The organism is Mesorhizobium sp. CNPSo 4671, from assembly GCF_057784245.1.
Genome location: NZ_JBWLUW010000008.1, coordinates 152,649 through 167,279 on the forward strand (window position 1 = coordinate 152,649; position 14,631 = coordinate 167,279).

Here is a 14,631-nt window from a genome sequence, read left to right on the forward strand (position 1 = left end):
ATCGCGACGATAGCGGCATAGATAGGCTGGCGAGACTGCCGGAGAAGCCAAATGCCTGCCTATATCATTTCCGATGTCACGATCCGCGACCAAGAGGCATTCCAGACGTACCGCTCGCGTGCCGCGGCTTCCATCGCCCACTATGGTGGACGCTACCTCGTACGCGGCGGCCAAGTGGAGACGCTGGAGGGAGAGTGGCATCCCACACCACTGATCGTCGTCGAATTTCCTGATATTGAGCAGGCACGGCGTTGGTACGCATCGGCCGAGTATGCTGCGGCACTGGATGTGCGCGACGCCGCGCTCAGCCGACATCTGATCCTGGCCGACGGCATGGCGCCCTGAGCCGGTTAGACGGTCTTCTCGTCCAGCAAACCGGAGACGAAATCGAACAGACCGGGCCGGCGGTCGCGCCGCAATCGTTCGGCGACGACGATGCCGCGCACCTCGGCGAAGGCGCGGTCGAGATCGTCATTGACGATGACGAAATCGTATTCCTTCCAGTGCTCGATCTCGTTGCGGGCGTTCTTCAGCCGCGTCTCGATCACCGCTTCCTGGTCCTCGGCGCGACGCTTCAGCCGCGCCTTCAATTCCTTCATCGACGGCGGCAGGATGAAGATCGAGACGATGTCGGCGCGCATCTTCTCCTTGAGCTGCTGTGCGCCTTGCCAGTCGATGTCGAACAGCATGTCGCGGCCTTGCGCCAGCGCCAGTTCGGCGGGCTCGCGCGGTGTCGCATAGCAATTGCCATGCACCTCCGCCCACTCGAGCAGCGCATCGGAATCGCGCAGCCGCTCGAACTCGCGCATGGTGCGGAAATGGTAGTGAACACCCTCGATCTCCGAGCCGCGGCGCGGCCTTGTGGTGACCGAGACCGACAGTTCGAGGCTGGAATCGCTTTCCAGGAGGTTGCGCGCGATCGTCGACTTGCCGGCGCCCGACGGCGACGACAGCACAAGCATCAGCCCCCGGCGGCGGATGCGGGACCCCAAATCCCTGGGAACCATCGGTTCCTTGGCAACCATCGGCTACTCCAGATTCTGGACCTGTTCACGAAACTGGTCGACCACGGCCTTCAGCTCCAGCCCGATCGCGGTGACGGCGGCGGCGTTCGACTTCGAGCACAACGTATTCGATTCGCGGTTAAATTCCTGTGCCAGAAAATCGAGCTTGCGGCCGACAGCGCCGCCGCCCCCAAGCAGGGTCCGGCCAGATGCGACATGCGTTTTCAGCCGGTCGATCTCTTCGCGAATATCAGCCTTGGTGGCGAGGAATGCCGCCTCCATGTGCAGCCGGCTCGCATCCAGATTGGCGGACGCGTCCATCAGCAGCCTGACCTGTTCGGCGATGCGTTCACGGATCGCCGCCGTCTCGCGTGACGGATCCGCCTCCGCGCGTAGCGTCAGTGTCTCGATGGCGTCGATATGGCCGGACAGCAGCAAAGCCAGTGCCGCACCCTCGCCTTGCCTTGCCTGCTCCAGCCCTTTCAGCGCCACGTCGAGCGCAGCCATGATGGCGATGTCGAGCGCGGCGCGCGCCTCTTCGGTTTCCACGGTTTCGGGAATGTCGAGCACGCCACGCAGCGACAGCAACCCGTCAGCCGTGGCTGCAGCAACGCCGAATTGTTCCTGCAGCCGCTTGGCGAGGCCCGCAAGGTCTTTCAGAAACGCCTCGTTGACGACGGGTTGCGCCTGCGCACCGGCGGCGCGGCCGATGGTCAGCGTCGCCTGGAAATTGCCGCGGGCGAAACGCTTCTGCAGCGTTTGCCTGACCGCCGGCTCCAGCCGCTCGAAACCTTGCGGGAGCCGCAACCGCACCTCGACGCTCTTGCCGTTGACGGACTTGACCTCCCAGGCGATCGAGGTGCCGTCATGCTCGGCGACGGCACGCGCAAATCCGGTCATGCTCTGCAAATTCATGTCGCCTGCACACCCCTGGCGCATCACCCCAAACCAGCTTTCCGGACAGGGGCAAGTGCCGCTTAAAAATGACCACGCCGTGGGTGCGTCGAAATCGGACGCGCGGCGTTTCTTTCAAATGTCAGGCTGCCGCCTTCCGGGCAACGCCTTTTTATCTTACTGGGCGTCGCCCGCATCGCCGCCGGCATCGCCATTGTCGCCACCGGTGCCGTCGCTGCCATCGGCAGGCTTGTCGCCAGCAGGCTTTTCGGCAGCGCCATTGGTACCAGCGGCAGCAGCCTTGGCCGCGTCATCGGCCTGCTTCTTCTGCAGCGCACGATAACGGGCGACGTTCTCATTGTGCTCGTCGAGCGTCGCGGCAAAAACATGCCCGCCGGTGCCGTCGGCGACGAAATAAAGATCGTCGGTCTTCGACGGATTGGCCACGGCCTCGAGCGCGGCACGGCCCGGATTGGCGATAGGCGTCGGCGGCAGGCCATTGATCACATAGGTATTGTAGGGCGTCTGCTTCTGGATATCCGACTGGTAGATCGGGCGGTCGGCGGGCTTTCCCTTGCCGCCGAACAGACCATAGATGATGGTCGGATCGGATTGCAGGCGCATGCCCTTGGCCAACCGGTTGAGGAAGACGGCGGCGACGCGCGAACGCTCATCACCCCTGCCGGTTTCCTTCTCTACAATCGAAGCCAAGGTGACGAAGTCCTCGATATTGGCGAGCGGCAGGTCCGGCGCGCGCCGCTGCCATACCTCGTCGACCAGCTTCTTCTGATCTGCCACCAGCTTGTCGATCATCTGCTGGCGCGTCGCGCCGCGCGTGAAGCGCAGCGTGTCGGTGGCAAGGCTGCCCTCGGGGGGCGTTTTCGCCGGCATGTCGCCGCTCAAGGCGGGTTCGTCGGCGATACGCTGCAGGGCCTGGTCAACCGTCAGCCCTTCCGGAATGGTCAGCGAATACATCACCGACTTGCCGCTCTTCAGAAGCTCCATGATGTCGCGCATGGATGCCCGGGGCTTGATCTCATATTCGCCGGCCTTGAGCGCCGAATCGTTGCCGAAGGCACGCACGCCAAGGCGGAAGACGCGGGCGTCGCTGATCAGTCCTCGGCGCTCAAGCTGGTCGGCGATGTCCGCGACGCCGGTGTTCGGCTTGACCAGGAAGGTGTCGCCATTGGCCGAGGGACCAGCTTCGGTGAATTCCTGCTTGCCGAAGTAAAGCGCCGCGCCCGCAGCCAGAACCATCAGCATCACCAAGGAGATGACGAAGTTCATGAACACGACGACCTGGCTGCGCGAAGCACGCGAGCGCTTCGGCGGCGGCGTTCCGGCTTCCGGCCGCAAGGCCTCGCTGGCTGTCTTTGGCACGATCGGCCCGGTGTTCGCCGGCCTTTGCCCGAATTCTCCGTTGCCCGACGGATTTGTGTTCATCTTGCCCTACCGTTTGATCGCCCAACGAATCCCCTGCGGCAGAGTAGGGGCGAATATGGCAAAATTGACGGCACGCCGAAGCTTCGTCCGGCAGCCGGACGATCAGCCATTGTAGCGCTGGAACACAAGCGAGGCGTTGGTGCCGCCAAAACCAAAGGAATTGGACAACGCCACGTCGATCTGGCGGGAGCGAGGCTTGTTCGGCACCAGGTCGATCGCGGTTTCGCGCTCGGGGTTGTCGAGGTTGATGGTCGCCGGCGCGACATTGTCCCGGATAGCCAGGATCGAAAAGATCGCTTCGGCGGCACCCGCCGCTCCCAGCAGATGGCCGATCGACGACTTGGTCGACGACATCGAAATCTTCGACGCGGCATTGCCGACAAGCCGCTCGACGGCGCCGAGTTCGATCGTGTCGGCCATGGTCGAGGTGCCGTGCGCGTTGATGTAGTCGATATCCGCGGGCGTAAGCTTAGCCCGGTTCAACGCCGCGGTCATGCAACGGAAAGCCCCGTCGCCATCCTCCGCAGGTGCGGTGATGTGATAGGCATCGCCGGTGAGGCCGTAGCCGGTCACCTCGGCATAAATCTTGGCGCCGCGCGCCTTGGCGTGCTCGAGTTCTTCCAGCACCACAACACCGGCGCCCTCGCCCATGACGAAGCCGTCGCGGTCGCGGTCATAGGGACGCGACGCCGTCTGCGGCGCGTCATTGCGGTCGGTCGACAGAGCCCGGCAAGCGGCAAAGCCAGCGATCGACAGCCGCGTCACCGGCGCTTCGGCGCCACCGGCGACCATGACGTCGGCATCGCCCCACATGATCAGCCGGGCCGCATCGCCAATGGCGTGCGCGCCGGTCGAACAGGCCGTGACGACGGCATGGTTCGGGCCTTTCAGCCCGTGCCGGATCGAAACCTGGCCGGAGACGAGATTGATGATCTGGCCCGGAATGAAGAAGGGGCTGATGCGGCGCGGACCGCGCTCCTTGAGGATCATCGCGTTCTCGGCGATGCCCTCGATGCCGCCAATACCCGAACCGATGAGCACGCCGGTGGCGCATTGCTCTTCGTGGGTCTTGGGCTCCCAGCCGGAATCCTTCAGCGCCTCATCGGCGGCGGCAATCCCGTACAGGATGAAGTCGCCGATCTTGCGCAATTCCTTCGGCTCGAGCACGGCCTCGGGATTGAAGGTGGCATTGCTGCCGTCACCACGCGGGACGACGTGTGCGATCTTGCAGGCAAGATCCTCCACCTCGAACTCGGTGATGCGTTTGGCGGCGCTGCGGCCGGTCAGAAGTTCCTTCCAGCTGTGCTCAAAGCCCATGCCGAACGGCGACAACAACCCAAGGCCCGTGACGACGACACGCCTCATCGCAGGTCCTCCCCGGTGATGACTGCTGAAAGCGTCAGGCCGAAGCCTTGTCGATGTACTTGACCGCGTCGCCGACGGTCAGGATGGTCTCGGCCGCGTCGTCGGGAATCTCGACGCCGAATTCTTCTTCGAACGCCATGACGAGTTCGACCGTGTCGAGGCTGTCGGCGCCCAGATCATCGATGAAGCTCGCCTGCTCCGTCACTTTGTCGGCATCGACGCCAAGGTGCTCGATGACGATCTTCTTGACGCGCTCTGCGGTGTCACTCATTTGGGGCATCCTCGTCTTTTGTTTGTCTGTCTTCGTTAGCGGGCAGAATGCCGCTAATCAAGCTGAAAGATGGTCCTGCCGGAAACGCAACGGCTACAGACCGGTTTTTGCCCGAACCGCCGGGTTGCGGGCCGCATTACACGAAAAATGGCGGAGGTCCAAGGCGAAATGGTCTCTTTTCACAGCCCCGCTGTATCCGTCAAATCATGGCCATGCCGCCGTTGACATGGATGGTCTGGCCGGTGACGTAGGCGGCCTCGTTGGAGGCGAGGTAGGCAACGGCGGACGCCACTTCAACGCTCGTGCCCATGCGGCGCGTCGGAATCGCCGCCATGATCGCCTCTTTCTGCTTGTCGTTGAGCTTGTCGGTCATCGCCGATTCGATGAAGCCCGGGGCGACGCAGTTGACGGTGATGTTGCGGGTGGCGATTTCCTGGGCCAGGGATTTGGAGAAGCCGATCATGCCGGCCTTGGAGGCGCAGTAATTGGTCTGGCCGGGATTGCCGGTTACGCCGACCACCGAGGTGATATTGATGATGCGGCCATGGCGGCGGCGCATCATCGGATGGGTGAGTTCGCGGGTCAGCCTGAACACAGCAGTCAGGTTGACCTCCATCACCGTATCCCAGTCGGCGTCCGACATGCGCACGAACAGCCCGTCCTTGGTGATGCCGGCATTGTTGACCAGGATATCGACACCTTCGAGCTCGGCCTCCGCCTTCTGGCCAAGCGCCTTGACCTCATCGCGGTTCGACAGGTTGGCCGGGAACAGTTTGACCCGATCGCCGAGTTCGCCTGCCAAAGTCTCCAGTTTCTCGATGCGTGTGCCATGCAGCCCAACGATGGCGCCTTGCGCATGCAGCACGCGGGCAATCGCCTCGCCGATGCCTCCCGATGCGCCGGTGACGAGCGCCTTGCGGCCGGTCAGTTCGAACATTTTCGTCTCCTGATCTGAGGGAAACACCCTTCACACGGGTGGGGTCAAATCGCCAGTGGATTATGCAAGTGCGGCCAGCGCCGCCTCGACATCGGCCGATGTGCCGACCGACGCGGTAGCGATGTCGCGGTTGATACGCCGTGCCAGGCCCGACAGCACCTTGCCGGCGCCGATCTCGTAAAGCGTTGCAACGCCATTGGCGCCGAACCATTCCACAGTTTCACGCCAGCGCACGCGGCCGGTTATCTGCTCGACCAAGCGCCGCGCAATCTCGTCGGGGTCGCTGGTCGGGGTCACGGTGACGTTGGATAGCACGGGCACCGCCGGCGCATGCTTCGCCACACCGGCGAGCGCCTCGCGCATGACGTTCGCCGCCGGCGCCATCAGCGCCGAATGGAAGGGCGCCGAGACCTGCAGCATCAGCGCCCGCTTGGCGCCCTTTTCGGTGCACAGTTTCGCCGCAAGTTCGACCGCGGCCTTGGCGCCGGAGATGACCAGCTGGCCGCCGCCATTGTCGTTGGCGATCTGGCAGACCTTGCCGGACCCGTGCGCGGCCTCAGCGCAAGCGGCTTCTACGTCTGCCTGCTCCAGTCCGATGATCGCAGCCATGGCGCCCTCGCCCGCCGGCACCGCCGCCTGCATGGCGTTGCCACGAATACGCAGCAGCCGGGCGGCATCGGCAACGGAAACAAACCCAGCAGCGGCCAGGGCCGAATATTCGCCCAACGAATGGCCGGCGACATAGGCGACCTTGTCCTTCAGCGAGAAACCGCGCGCTTCCAGCGCCCTGATCGCCGCCAGCGACACCGCCATCAGCGCCGGCTGCGCGTTGGCCGTCAGCGTCAACGTCTCTTCCGGGCCTTCCCAGATCAGTTTCGACAGGTTTTCACCCAGCGCATCGTCGACTTCCTGGAAGATGCTGCGTGCCTCGGGAAAGGTGTCGGCGAGATCCTTGCCCATGCCGACAGCCTGGCTGCCTTGTCCCGGAAAGGTGAATGCGACGGCCATGCGAGGGCTCCCGAAGACTGGTTTTACTTGCCTGATAACACGAATTTTCCCTGCCTGTGGCGCAAGGCAGGCCGCCAAGTCAAGCCCGGTTCAACCCGGTGCCAGCTTCGAGCCGTGCGCCGAGTGCCTGTTCCAAAAGGCTTTTTGGCGATCACTCCTGATGAAAACCGCTCACGAATCGTTTGCTGGCTCTTCTTATTTCCGCCAGAGGCGCTAGCTTTGCGTGACAATTATATGACAATCGCATGACTTGGGTTGTCGCCGGGTGGGAAGTTAAAGTGGCAAAGAGTTCGAAACGCGCCAGCAAAGCTGCGCCGCAATTCCTGGAAGACGATCCGTCCACCGGCTATCTGCCGGGCCGGAGATGGCCGGTCGTCCGCTATGGGCTGATCAGCCTGGCGATCTCGGCCATCCTGGTGTTTGCCATCGAATTGATCGTGCGCGGTGACGTTGCCGGTACCGTTTCCTTCTTCCTGCAGCCGCTCAAGCCGGGCTGGACGACCATCGTCGTCTTTGCGCTTATCCTCATCGGTCTCGATGCCGTGCTCGGACGCAGCCATCAAAGCCTGATGATCGTCGCACCCTTGACCTTGTCACTGGCTTTTGTCGGCCACCAGAAATCGCATTATCTCGGCGATCCGCTCTACCCGACGGATTTCCTCTACTCCCGCCAGATCGTCGCCCTGCTGCCGCTGCTGGTGCGTGACCGGCCGATGACCGCGCTCGCGATGGTCATCGGCATCGTCGCCGGCCTGTCGCTGCTCGTCTATGGCTGGCGGCTGTGGCGCCGCAGGGTTCCCGCACTCAGCCACAAGGGCCGCCTTGCCCGTCTGACGCTGGCGGTGCCGCTGCTCGCCTTCTTCGTCTCGATCATGGACTACGCCACCTTCTCCTGGACCAGGGACCGGCTGCAGATCATCCCGATCATGTGGGACCAGAAGGAAAACTACGCCTCCAACGGCTTTGCGCTCGCCTTCGCGCTCAACGTGCCGATGGCGCATGTCTCGGCACCGCCCGGCTACTCCGACAAGGCGATCGCGGCGATCGACCGGCCGCAGATTGCCGCTTCAGTGCCCGAAGAAAAGCCCGACATCATCGTCGTCATGAGCGAGTCCTTCTGGGATCCGACCAAGCTGCCCGGCGTCACCATCACGCCGGATCCCATTCCCACCGTGCGGGCGTTGCGTTCCGGTTCGATGTTCTCGCCTGAATTCGGTGGCATGACCGCAAACATCGAATTCGAGGCGCTGACCGGTTTTTCCAACGCCTTCCTGCCCGCCGGCAGCATTCCCTACCAGCAATATGTGCGTACGCCGACGCCTTCGATGGCGACCTTCCTGAAGAGCGAGGGTTATCAGGCGCGCGCCATCCATCCAGGCACCAACTGGTTCTGGAACCGCGGCGCGGTCTATGCCGATTTTGGTTTCAACGATTTCAAGTCGGAAGAGACGCTGCCGCCGATGGAAAAGCGCGGACCGCTGGCGTCGGACGCGGCGATGACGGACGAGATCATCCGTGAAGCCGACGCCAGCGACGACCCGGTGTTCTTCTTCGCGGTCAGCCTGCAGAACCATGGCCCCTATGAACCGAACCGCTATTACAATCCGACCCACGCGGTGCAGGCGCCGATCAGCCAGTGGGCGCGCGATTCGCTGCTGAGCTATGCGGAGGGTTCGGCCGACGCTGACCGCGGCCTTGAACGGCTGATCGAGTGGGCCAAGAAGCGCTCCCGCCCCACCGTCATCGCCTTTTTCGGCGACCACCTGCCGCCGCTGGGGCCGGTCTATGTCGAAACCGGCTTCCTGAAGGACAATGTCGCGCCACGTAAGGAAGCAACACCGCAAGACGCATTGGAGCATCATCAGACGCCACTGATCATCTGGTCGAACCGCTCCGGTTCGGTCGAGAACCTTGGCGCGGTGAGCCCGGCCTTCCTGCCCTATCATATCCTCACCACCGCAGGGATTACCCATCCCTATTACACAGGTTTTCTGGGTGAGATGCGTCAACACTACCGCGTCGTCGACCGCAACCTGCTGCTGACGCCGGCCGACGAGGCCACGCCCGACTGGTCACGTCAGAAGGAGATCGACCCGGCGATCCGCGATTTCCGGCTCATCCAGTACGACATGATGTTCGGCAAACGCCAAGCCGCGCCCGACTTCTTCCCCGAGACGGTCGACAAGGTTGTCGCCCATACGAGTTGAGCCGGCCGCGCGTCGCGATCACACCGCCATTGCGGTCATTTCGCGCCGCCGGCATTCTTCGATGCCTCGCGCTTTTCGGCCACGAAATCGGCGAACGCGAGCAGCAGGCTTGCAAAAAATCGTCCTCGAACCTGATACCAGGCGTCAAGTCACGCTTGAAGGTCATCGGTTGACCCGTCGCGGACCTTTCCGTTCCCCTTCCCACAAGCCCTGAAGTTTCGTGTCCGCCGGTTCCCAACCCGGCGCCTCTCACGATTTCCAACTGAGCACCAATGAGGCAGGGCGAGGACATCCACCCCCAGTCGCCTGCTTGTACGAATTGTTCAGATACAGATAGTAACTACAACTTATGCGTTCGTACTTCCCAGTCTCGCTCGTCTTCTTTGCCGTGACCCTGGCCGTTTTCGTGCTTCAGGCTATTCCGGTCACCGGCATCTTCCTCATGTTCGCACTGGCGATGTTCTGGTCGGTATTCCTGGTCAACGCTGGAATGATCGGGATTGCAGCCGAGGTCGCGTTCGGCAGAGTGCCGCGGGGGTGGTTGCTGTTGCCGCTGGCATTCTACGGCGGCTATTTTGCATCGGCCGCCCATGATCACATGGTGCTGCATTCGCTTTCGGCCGCGTATGATGCCGCCAACGCGCGCGCTGCTATTCCATTCGATGCCAACCGCCAGTCGCTGGTTTTCACCAATGATGGAGATTCAGGTGGCTGGCTCACGCAAAACTATGCCCTGCCCATGGCATTTTCCGCCAACTCCAACTTTCCTGAAGGATATCTGTCCGATCGGATAGCGGAGGCCGCCGTCTGCACCAAGGTCAGAGAAACACCCGCGCTGCGCGCCGGCTTCGTGCATGCGTTCGGATTTCACGATGGAGACACTGTCGGCGAGCAGCGAATTGAGAACCGCTTCTGCGCGCTGTCAATGCCCGAACGGCCGGAGCTTCCTCAGGTCGAAGTGACGCGGCGGGAGGAGAAGGTTTCTCTATCAAGATTGCCAGCAACCCGTGTCACGACGACCATCCGGATGCCGGATGGACAGCGTTTCCAGCTTCTTGGAGGAGTGGCGGGGCCTCTGAGCTGGATACCCCTGCCGATAATAGGCTGCGGGGTGAACTTTTCAGGTGCAAGGTGGGATTGTGCGGCCCGGTTCTGGCGCCAGGACCTTACGCCCCTCGTTTCGGGCAATACGCGATACCGCCGGGATACAATGGTGCTTGCCCGGGCTTTGGGTTTGAAGCCAGCCACTATTGAAGAGCGCAAAGGCGGCGACCCTGCGGTCGTGCTGGCGAAGATGGCGACGGTCGAGGACGAGACGCTGACACGCCAACTGGCGAACATCGATGCCATGATCGATAATCCCGTTGCCAAGGGCCTCGATTGGCAGGTTGACGCGGTGACCACCCATCCTGGGGCCTTGGCCACTCGCGCCGATGCAATCATGCCCGGGCTGGAACGTGCGGCGGCGTTCATCGGCAAGGACCAGTACCGGGCGCGTGAAAGCGGCCTGATACTTGCCCGGCTGCTTGCCGCCATGCCTCACGAGAGGTTCGTCGGATTTGGCCCTCGCCTCCTTGCCCTCTACTCGAGGGCTGATGACAAACATTGGCTGTGGGAGGCAGGGGCTCTGCTCAGGCGACTGGGCGACCTCGGCACTGAAGCGCTACCCTATCTTGTCAATGCTCGAGCGTTGGCCCCGTCAGTTGACCAGGCCGGAATCGAGGGGCTTTGCCGCGTCGGTTCGGCTGGCCGCTCCGTTGCCGAACCAGTGCTCATTTCAATGTGGAACGGATCGCGTGACGGAATCGGCTGGAATACCCGCGTAGCCATGTTCGTTGCCATGCTTCGGATAGGGATTTCACCGCCGTTGTTGACTCAGGACAAGCCCAGCGATCTCGCCAGGCTGCAAGCTGAATGGGCCGACATCTCACCCCAGTCCCCGTCGAGGGTCTGCGCAATCGCCGCCGAACGACAGGCACGACGCGAAGAGAAGGCTGGTGGTCAGCGCCGGGCAAACCTCGACTGAACGTTCTGCGTGCTATACCAGCGTCCGGCGCGACCTGCAGGAAGCGGTCGACCGTTGGCGGACGTTGGCGTTTTTTCCACTCCTGCGACACCGTGGAAACGTGCCATAGCCCGGCCGCTCTTGCCTTCCCTATGGATTGCTGTATAGACGCCCGCAATCTGCCGGTCCCAGCTGGGGGCTGAACGGAGGGCCGGAGGTTTTATCAAAAGCCTTCGCGTGAAGCCGCAAGTGCTTCCGCCTCCCGTGTCTCCGCTCTCGACCGTCTCGTCATGCTCCTTTCTTCCCCGCCCCTTTAACCGGGACCAGCGGGTAGAGAAGTTGCAGAGGCTTTTGCCGCCGGGAACCGGGAGAGAAACGAAGAAAGGCACGAAGACATAATGGCTCTTTACGAACATGTGTTTCTTGCCCGGCAGGACCTCTCGCAGCAGCAGGTCGATGCGCTTGTCGAACAGTACAAGGGCGTCATCTCAGCGAATGGCGGGTCCGTCGGCCGGGTCGAGAACTGGGGACTGAAGTCCCTCACCTACCGGGTCAACAAGAACCGGAAGGCATACTACACGCTCATGGACCTCAACTGCCCGCCGGCAGCGCTCAACGAGATGGAGCGCCAGATGGGTCTGTCCGAGGACGTCCTGCGTTTCCTGACCATCAAGGTCGAGGCGCATGAGGAAGGTCCGTCGGCCATGATGCAGAAGCGCGAAGAGCGCTCCGAGCGCGGCAGCTTCGGTGACCGCGACCGTGGCGATCGTGGCCCGCGTTCGTTCGGCGACCGTGATCGCGGCGACCGTGGCGATCGTCCGCCGCGTTCGTTCGGCGACGCCGGTGGCGATCGTGGTCCGCGCCGTCCGCGCGAAGGCTTTGAAGGGGGTGCAGAATAATGGTCGACATCAACCAGATCCCGACCCGGCGCCCGTTCCATCGTCGCCGCAAGACCTGCCCGTTCTCCGGCGCCAACGCACCCAAGATCGACTACAAGGACGTGCGTCTGCTGCAGCGCTACATTTCCGAGCGCGGCAAGATCGTGCCGTCGCGCATCACCGCCGTCAGCCAGAAGAAGCAGCGTGAACTCGCCAAGGCGATCAAGCGCGCCCGCTTCCTCGGCCTGCTGCCCTACGTGGTCCGCTAATTGTCTCGAACGGGCGGTTCGCCGCCCGTTCCTTCCACCGGCCATGACGGGCATGACCGGTTCAGCCATCAAATCCCGAGTTGAGGTCAAAACCTCTAACTGCCGCGACAGGCAGGACAGCGACACCGGCGGCAACGCCCCTTTTGCTTCCTGACCTGTTCCAGAGAATACGGCGCCGGCCTTCATGGACGGACGCCCAACCAAAAGGAACAAAACCATGGAAGTCATTCTTCTCGAACGCGTTTCCCGCCTCGGCCAGATGGGCGATACCGTCAAGGTCAAGGACGGCTTTGCCCGCAATTTCCTGCTGCCGCAGGGCAAGGCACTGCGCGCCAACGAAGCCAACAAGAAGAAGTTCGAAGGCCAGCGCGCCCAGCTCGAAGCCCGCAATCTCGAGCGCAAGTCGGAAGCCAGCCAGGTCGCCGAAAAGCTCGACGGCAAGAGCTTCATCGCGGTGCGCTCCGCCGGTGAAACCGGCCAGCTCTACGGCTCGGTGTCGACGCGCGACATCGCCGAATTGCTGACCGCGGAAGGTTTTTCGGTCAACCGCAACCAGATCCTGCTCAACCAGCCGATCAAGACCATCGGTCTCACCAATGTGGCGATCGCGCTGCATCCGGAAGTCGAAGTCACCGTCACGCTCAACATCGCCCGCACGGCTGACGAAGCCGAGCGCCAGGCCAAGGGCGAGACGCTGACCACCGCCGAAGCCATCTATGGCGACGACATCAACGACAATGCGCGGCCGGAAAACTTCTTCGATCCGAACGCCGAGTTCGACGGCGGCGAAGACAACGCCTGATCGCATAAGACAAGCGAGGGAGCGGCGCTCCGATCACTTTGTCGTAATCCAGCCGTTCTGGACCAATGCCCGGGCCTCTCGCCCGGGCATTTTTGTGCCAAAAGGAACTTTTCGAACCCCCATATATTGTTGCAGAATTAAGGCAGCCAGTCTGACCGTGAGGGGACATTTGGTTATGAACATTCTGCTGAAGCGCGTTCTCGACCGCCTGGTGCGCACGGGCAATCTCAAGGTAACCGGGCCAAAAGGCACGACATTCGTCTTCGGCGACGGCAGCGGCGAGCCAGTGCACATGCACATCAAGACCCGACATGCCGAACGCGCCATCACCTTCGATCCGATGCTGGCGGTGCCAGAATCCTACATGGACGGCGAACTCGACATTCTCGAAGGCGGCGTGCTCGGACTGATGCGCATCGCCTTCCAGAACATGGGCAGCGGCGGCATCGATGCGACCTGGTCGAAAGCCATCGAAGGCCTGCGCCACGCCTTCCGCCGCCTTCAGCAAATCAACACAACCTCGCGCTCGCGCCGCAACGTGCAGCGCCACTACGATCTGTCTGGTGATCTCTACCGGCTCTTCCTCGATGAGGACATGCAGTATTCCTGCGCCTATTTCGAGCAGCCGGACATGACGCTGGACGAGGCACAGGCCGCCAAGAAACGCCATATCGCCGCCAAGCTCAGGCTGAAGGCCGGCCAGACCGTGCTCGACATCGGCTCTGGCTGGGGCGGGCTCGGCCTCTATTTGGCCAAGGCGTTCGACGTCGATGTGCAGGGCGTGACGCTGTCCACCGAACAGCATGGCGTCGCCACCGACCGGGCGCATGCGCAAGGCCTGGAAAACCATGTCCATTTCGAGCTGAAGGATTATCGGGAACTCAACGAACGCTTCGACCGCATCGTTTCGGTCGGTATGTTCGAACATGTCGGCGTGAACCACTTCCGCACCTTCTTCGACAAGGCGGCGACATTGCTGAAGCCCGATGGCGTCATGCTGCTGCACACGATCGGCCGCTCTGGCGTGCCGTGGGCGACCAGCGCCTTCATCCGCAAGTACATTTTCCCGGGCGGCTACATCCCGGCAATGTCCGAGGTGCTGCCGGCGGTCGAGAAGTCCGGCCTCGTGGTCACCGACGTCGAGATCCTGCGGCTCCACTATGCCGACACGCTGAAGCACTGGGGCCAGCGCTTCGCCGCCAACCGCGACAAGGCCAAGGCCATCTACGACGAACGCTTCTGCCGGATGTGGGAATTCTATCTGGCCGCTTCGGAAGCCGCTTTCCGCTGGCAGGATCTGGTCATCTTCCAGTTCCAGATCGCCAAGAAGAACGACACGCTGCCGATGACCCGCGACTATATGGCCAAATGCGAAAAGGCGCTGGAGATGCGCGACATGGGCCGCCGCGAAGCGGCTCCCGTCGAGAAGCCCGCCAAGCCAGCCCGCCGCCGCAAGGTGGCGGAATAGAGCCGAGCGTTCGCAGGCTTTCGCCATTCGCGCTTGCCATTCCCAGCCCCTGCCCTGAAAAAGGCCTTGTGATCGTCGCG

The 14,631-nt window shown here is 62.6% G+C and carries 15 protein-coding genes; 8 read left to right on the forward strand and 7 right to left on the reverse strand.

Translation table 11 applies throughout. The features are described from left to right. Window positions 1-51 precede the first annotated feature (51 nt). Window positions 52-345 (forward strand): DUF1330 domain-containing protein, encoded by a 294-nt coding sequence (locus tag AC04SF_RS22625; RefSeq protein ID WP_096456447.1) that lies wholly within the window; start codon window positions 52-54, stop codon window positions 343-345. 5 nt (window positions 346-350) lie between these two features. Here the strand turns inward: AC04SF_RS22625 and gmk are convergent, their stop codons facing one another. From gmk to mltG, 3 genes are all read right to left on the reverse strand, one after another. After that, a complete protein-coding gene (gene gmk, locus AC04SF_RS22630; RefSeq protein WP_027053294.1) occupies window positions 351-1,007 on the reverse strand; it encodes a guanylate kinase in 657 nt (218 codons plus the stop codon). Between the two features lie 21 nt (window positions 1,008-1,028). Further along, window positions 1,029-1,919 carry a YicC/YloC family endoribonuclease gene (locus AC04SF_RS22635; protein WP_488479594.1) on the reverse strand — a complete coding sequence of 297 codons (891 nt, stop codon included), beginning with the start codon at window positions 1,917-1,919 and terminating at the stop codon, window positions 1,029-1,031. A gap of 156 nt (window positions 1,920-2,075) precedes the next feature. Continuing rightward, entirely contained in the window at window positions 2,076-3,185 is a 1,110-nt protein-coding gene (gene mltG, locus AC04SF_RS22640) for an endolytic transglycosylase MltG (protein WP_488479595.1), read from the reverse strand. On the opposite strand from mltG, the gene AC04SF_RS22645 reads away from it, so the two are divergent. Then, window positions 3,184-3,456, forward strand: coding sequence for a hypothetical protein (locus AC04SF_RS22645; RefSeq protein ID WP_488479596.1), 273 nt, complete (start codon window positions 3,184-3,186; stop codon window positions 3,454-3,456). The genes mltG and AC04SF_RS22645 overlap by 2 nt on opposite strands. Here the strand turns inward: AC04SF_RS22645 and fabF are convergent. The 4 genes from fabF to fabD all read right to left on the reverse strand — a co-directional run bounded on the left by fabF (window position 3,444) and on the right by fabD (window position 6,922). Next, window positions 3,444-4,706: a beta-ketoacyl-ACP synthase II gene (gene fabF / locus AC04SF_RS22650; RefSeq protein WP_096456441.1), complete on the reverse strand. Its 1,263-nt coding sequence runs from the start codon at window positions 4,704-4,706 to the stop codon at window positions 3,444-3,446. The two genes, AC04SF_RS22645 and fabF, sit on opposite strands and share 13 nt — an antisense overlap. A gap of 34 nt (window positions 4,707-4,740) precedes the next feature. Further along, window positions 4,741-4,977, reverse strand: coding sequence for an acyl carrier protein (locus tag AC04SF_RS22655; RefSeq protein WP_006203723.1), 237 nt, complete (start codon window positions 4,975-4,977; stop codon window positions 4,741-4,743). A gap of 199 nt (window positions 4,978-5,176) precedes the next feature. After that, the gene (gene fabG, locus AC04SF_RS22660; protein WP_096456439.1) at window positions 5,177-5,914 is read right to left on the reverse strand and encodes a 3-oxoacyl-[acyl-carrier-protein] reductase; all 738 of its coding nucleotides are present in this window, start codon (window positions 5,912-5,914) and stop codon (window positions 5,177-5,179) included. A gap of 60 nt (window positions 5,915-5,974) precedes the next feature. Further along, on the reverse strand, window positions 5,975-6,922 hold the full coding sequence (gene fabD, locus AC04SF_RS22665) for an ACP S-malonyltransferase (RefSeq protein ID WP_488479597.1): 948 nt from the start codon (window positions 6,920-6,922) through the stop codon (window positions 5,975-5,977). Between the two features lie 245 nt (window positions 6,923-7,167). On the opposite strand from fabD, the gene AC04SF_RS22670 reads away from it, so the two are divergent. The 6 genes from AC04SF_RS22670 (at window position 7,168) to AC04SF_RS22695 (ending at window position 14,551) form a co-directional block, all read left to right on the forward strand. Next, the gene (locus AC04SF_RS22670; protein WP_488479598.1) at window positions 7,168-9,129 is read left to right on the forward strand and encodes an LTA synthase family protein; all 1,962 of its coding nucleotides are present in this window, start codon (window positions 7,168-7,170) and stop codon (window positions 9,127-9,129) included. 349 nt (window positions 9,130-9,478) lie between these two features. Continuing rightward, complete coding sequence (locus tag AC04SF_RS22675; protein ID WP_488479599.1) at window positions 9,479-11,155, forward strand: hypothetical protein; 1,677 nt, start codon at window positions 9,479-9,481, stop codon at window positions 11,153-11,155. Between the two features lie 377 nt (window positions 11,156-11,532). Then, a complete protein-coding gene (rpsF, locus tag AC04SF_RS22680; protein ID WP_010915168.1) occupies window positions 11,533-12,033 on the forward strand; it encodes a 30S ribosomal protein S6 in 501 nt (166 codons plus the stop codon). Then, window positions 12,033-12,281 (forward strand): 30S ribosomal protein S18, encoded by a 249-nt coding sequence (rpsR, locus tag AC04SF_RS22685; RefSeq protein ID WP_006203718.1) that lies wholly within the window; start codon window positions 12,033-12,035, stop codon window positions 12,279-12,281. The genes rpsF and rpsR overlap by 1 nt, the downstream gene beginning before the upstream one ends. A gap of 217 nt (window positions 12,282-12,498) precedes the next feature. Further along, window positions 12,499-13,083, forward strand: coding sequence for a 50S ribosomal protein L9 (gene rplI / locus AC04SF_RS22690; RefSeq protein ID WP_010915167.1), 585 nt, complete (start codon window positions 12,499-12,501; stop codon window positions 13,081-13,083). Between the two features lie 175 nt (window positions 13,084-13,258). Then, window positions 13,259-14,551 (forward strand): cyclopropane fatty acid synthase, encoded by a 1,293-nt coding sequence (locus tag AC04SF_RS22695; RefSeq protein ID WP_488479600.1) that lies wholly within the window; start codon window positions 13,259-13,261, stop codon window positions 14,549-14,551. Window positions 14,552-14,631: the final 80 nt, after the last annotated feature.

Coding starts and splice junctions, on each gene's coding strand:
- rpsR (WP_006203718.1), top strand. CDS start 12,033: ATGGTCGACATCAACCAGATCCCGACCCGGCGCCCGTTCCATCGTCGC.
- mltG (WP_488479595.1), bottom strand. CDS start 3,185: ATGAACTTCGTCATCTCCTTGGTGATGCTGATGGTTCTGGCTGCGGGC.
- AC04SF_RS22635 (WP_488479594.1), bottom strand. CDS start 1,919: ATGAATTTGCAGAGCATGACCGGATTTGCGCGTGCCGTCGCCGAGCAT.
- AC04SF_RS22695 (WP_488479600.1), top strand. CDS start 13,259: ATGAACATTCTGCTGAAGCGCGTTCTCGACCGCCTGGTGCGCACGGGC.
- fabF (WP_096456441.1), bottom strand. CDS start 4,706: ATGAGGCGTGTCGTCGTCACGGGCCTTGGGTTGTTGTCGCCGTTCGGC.
- AC04SF_RS22655 (WP_006203723.1), bottom strand. CDS start 4,977: ATGAGTGACACCGCAGAGCGCGTCAAGAAGATCGTCATCGAGCACCTT.
- AC04SF_RS22675 (WP_488479599.1), top strand. CDS start 9,479: ATGCGTTCGTACTTCCCAGTCTCGCTCGTCTTCTTTGCCGTGACCCTG.
- rplI (WP_010915167.1), top strand. CDS start 12,499: ATGGAAGTCATTCTTCTCGAACGCGTTTCCCGCCTCGGCCAGATGGGC.
- rpsF (WP_010915168.1), top strand. CDS start 11,533: ATGGCTCTTTACGAACATGTGTTTCTTGCCCGGCAGGACCTCTCGCAG.
- fabG (WP_096456439.1), bottom strand. CDS start 5,914: ATGTTCGAACTGACCGGCCGCAAGGCGCTCGTCACCGGCGCATCGGGA.
- fabD (WP_488479597.1), bottom strand. CDS start 6,922: ATGGCCGTCGCATTCACCTTTCCGGGACAAGGCAGCCAGGCTGTCGGC.
- AC04SF_RS22670 (WP_488479598.1), top strand. CDS start 7,168: ATGACTTGGGTTGTCGCCGGGTGGGAAGTTAAAGTGGCAAAGAGTTCG.
- AC04SF_RS22625 (WP_096456447.1), top strand. CDS start 52: ATGCCTGCCTATATCATTTCCGATGTCACGATCCGCGACCAAGAGGCA.
- gmk (WP_027053294.1), bottom strand. CDS start 1,007: ATGGTTCCCAGGGATTTGGGGTCCCGCATCCGCCGCCGGGGGCTGATG.
- AC04SF_RS22645 (WP_488479596.1), top strand. CDS start 3,184: ATGAACACGACGACCTGGCTGCGCGAAGCACGCGAGCGCTTCGGCGGC.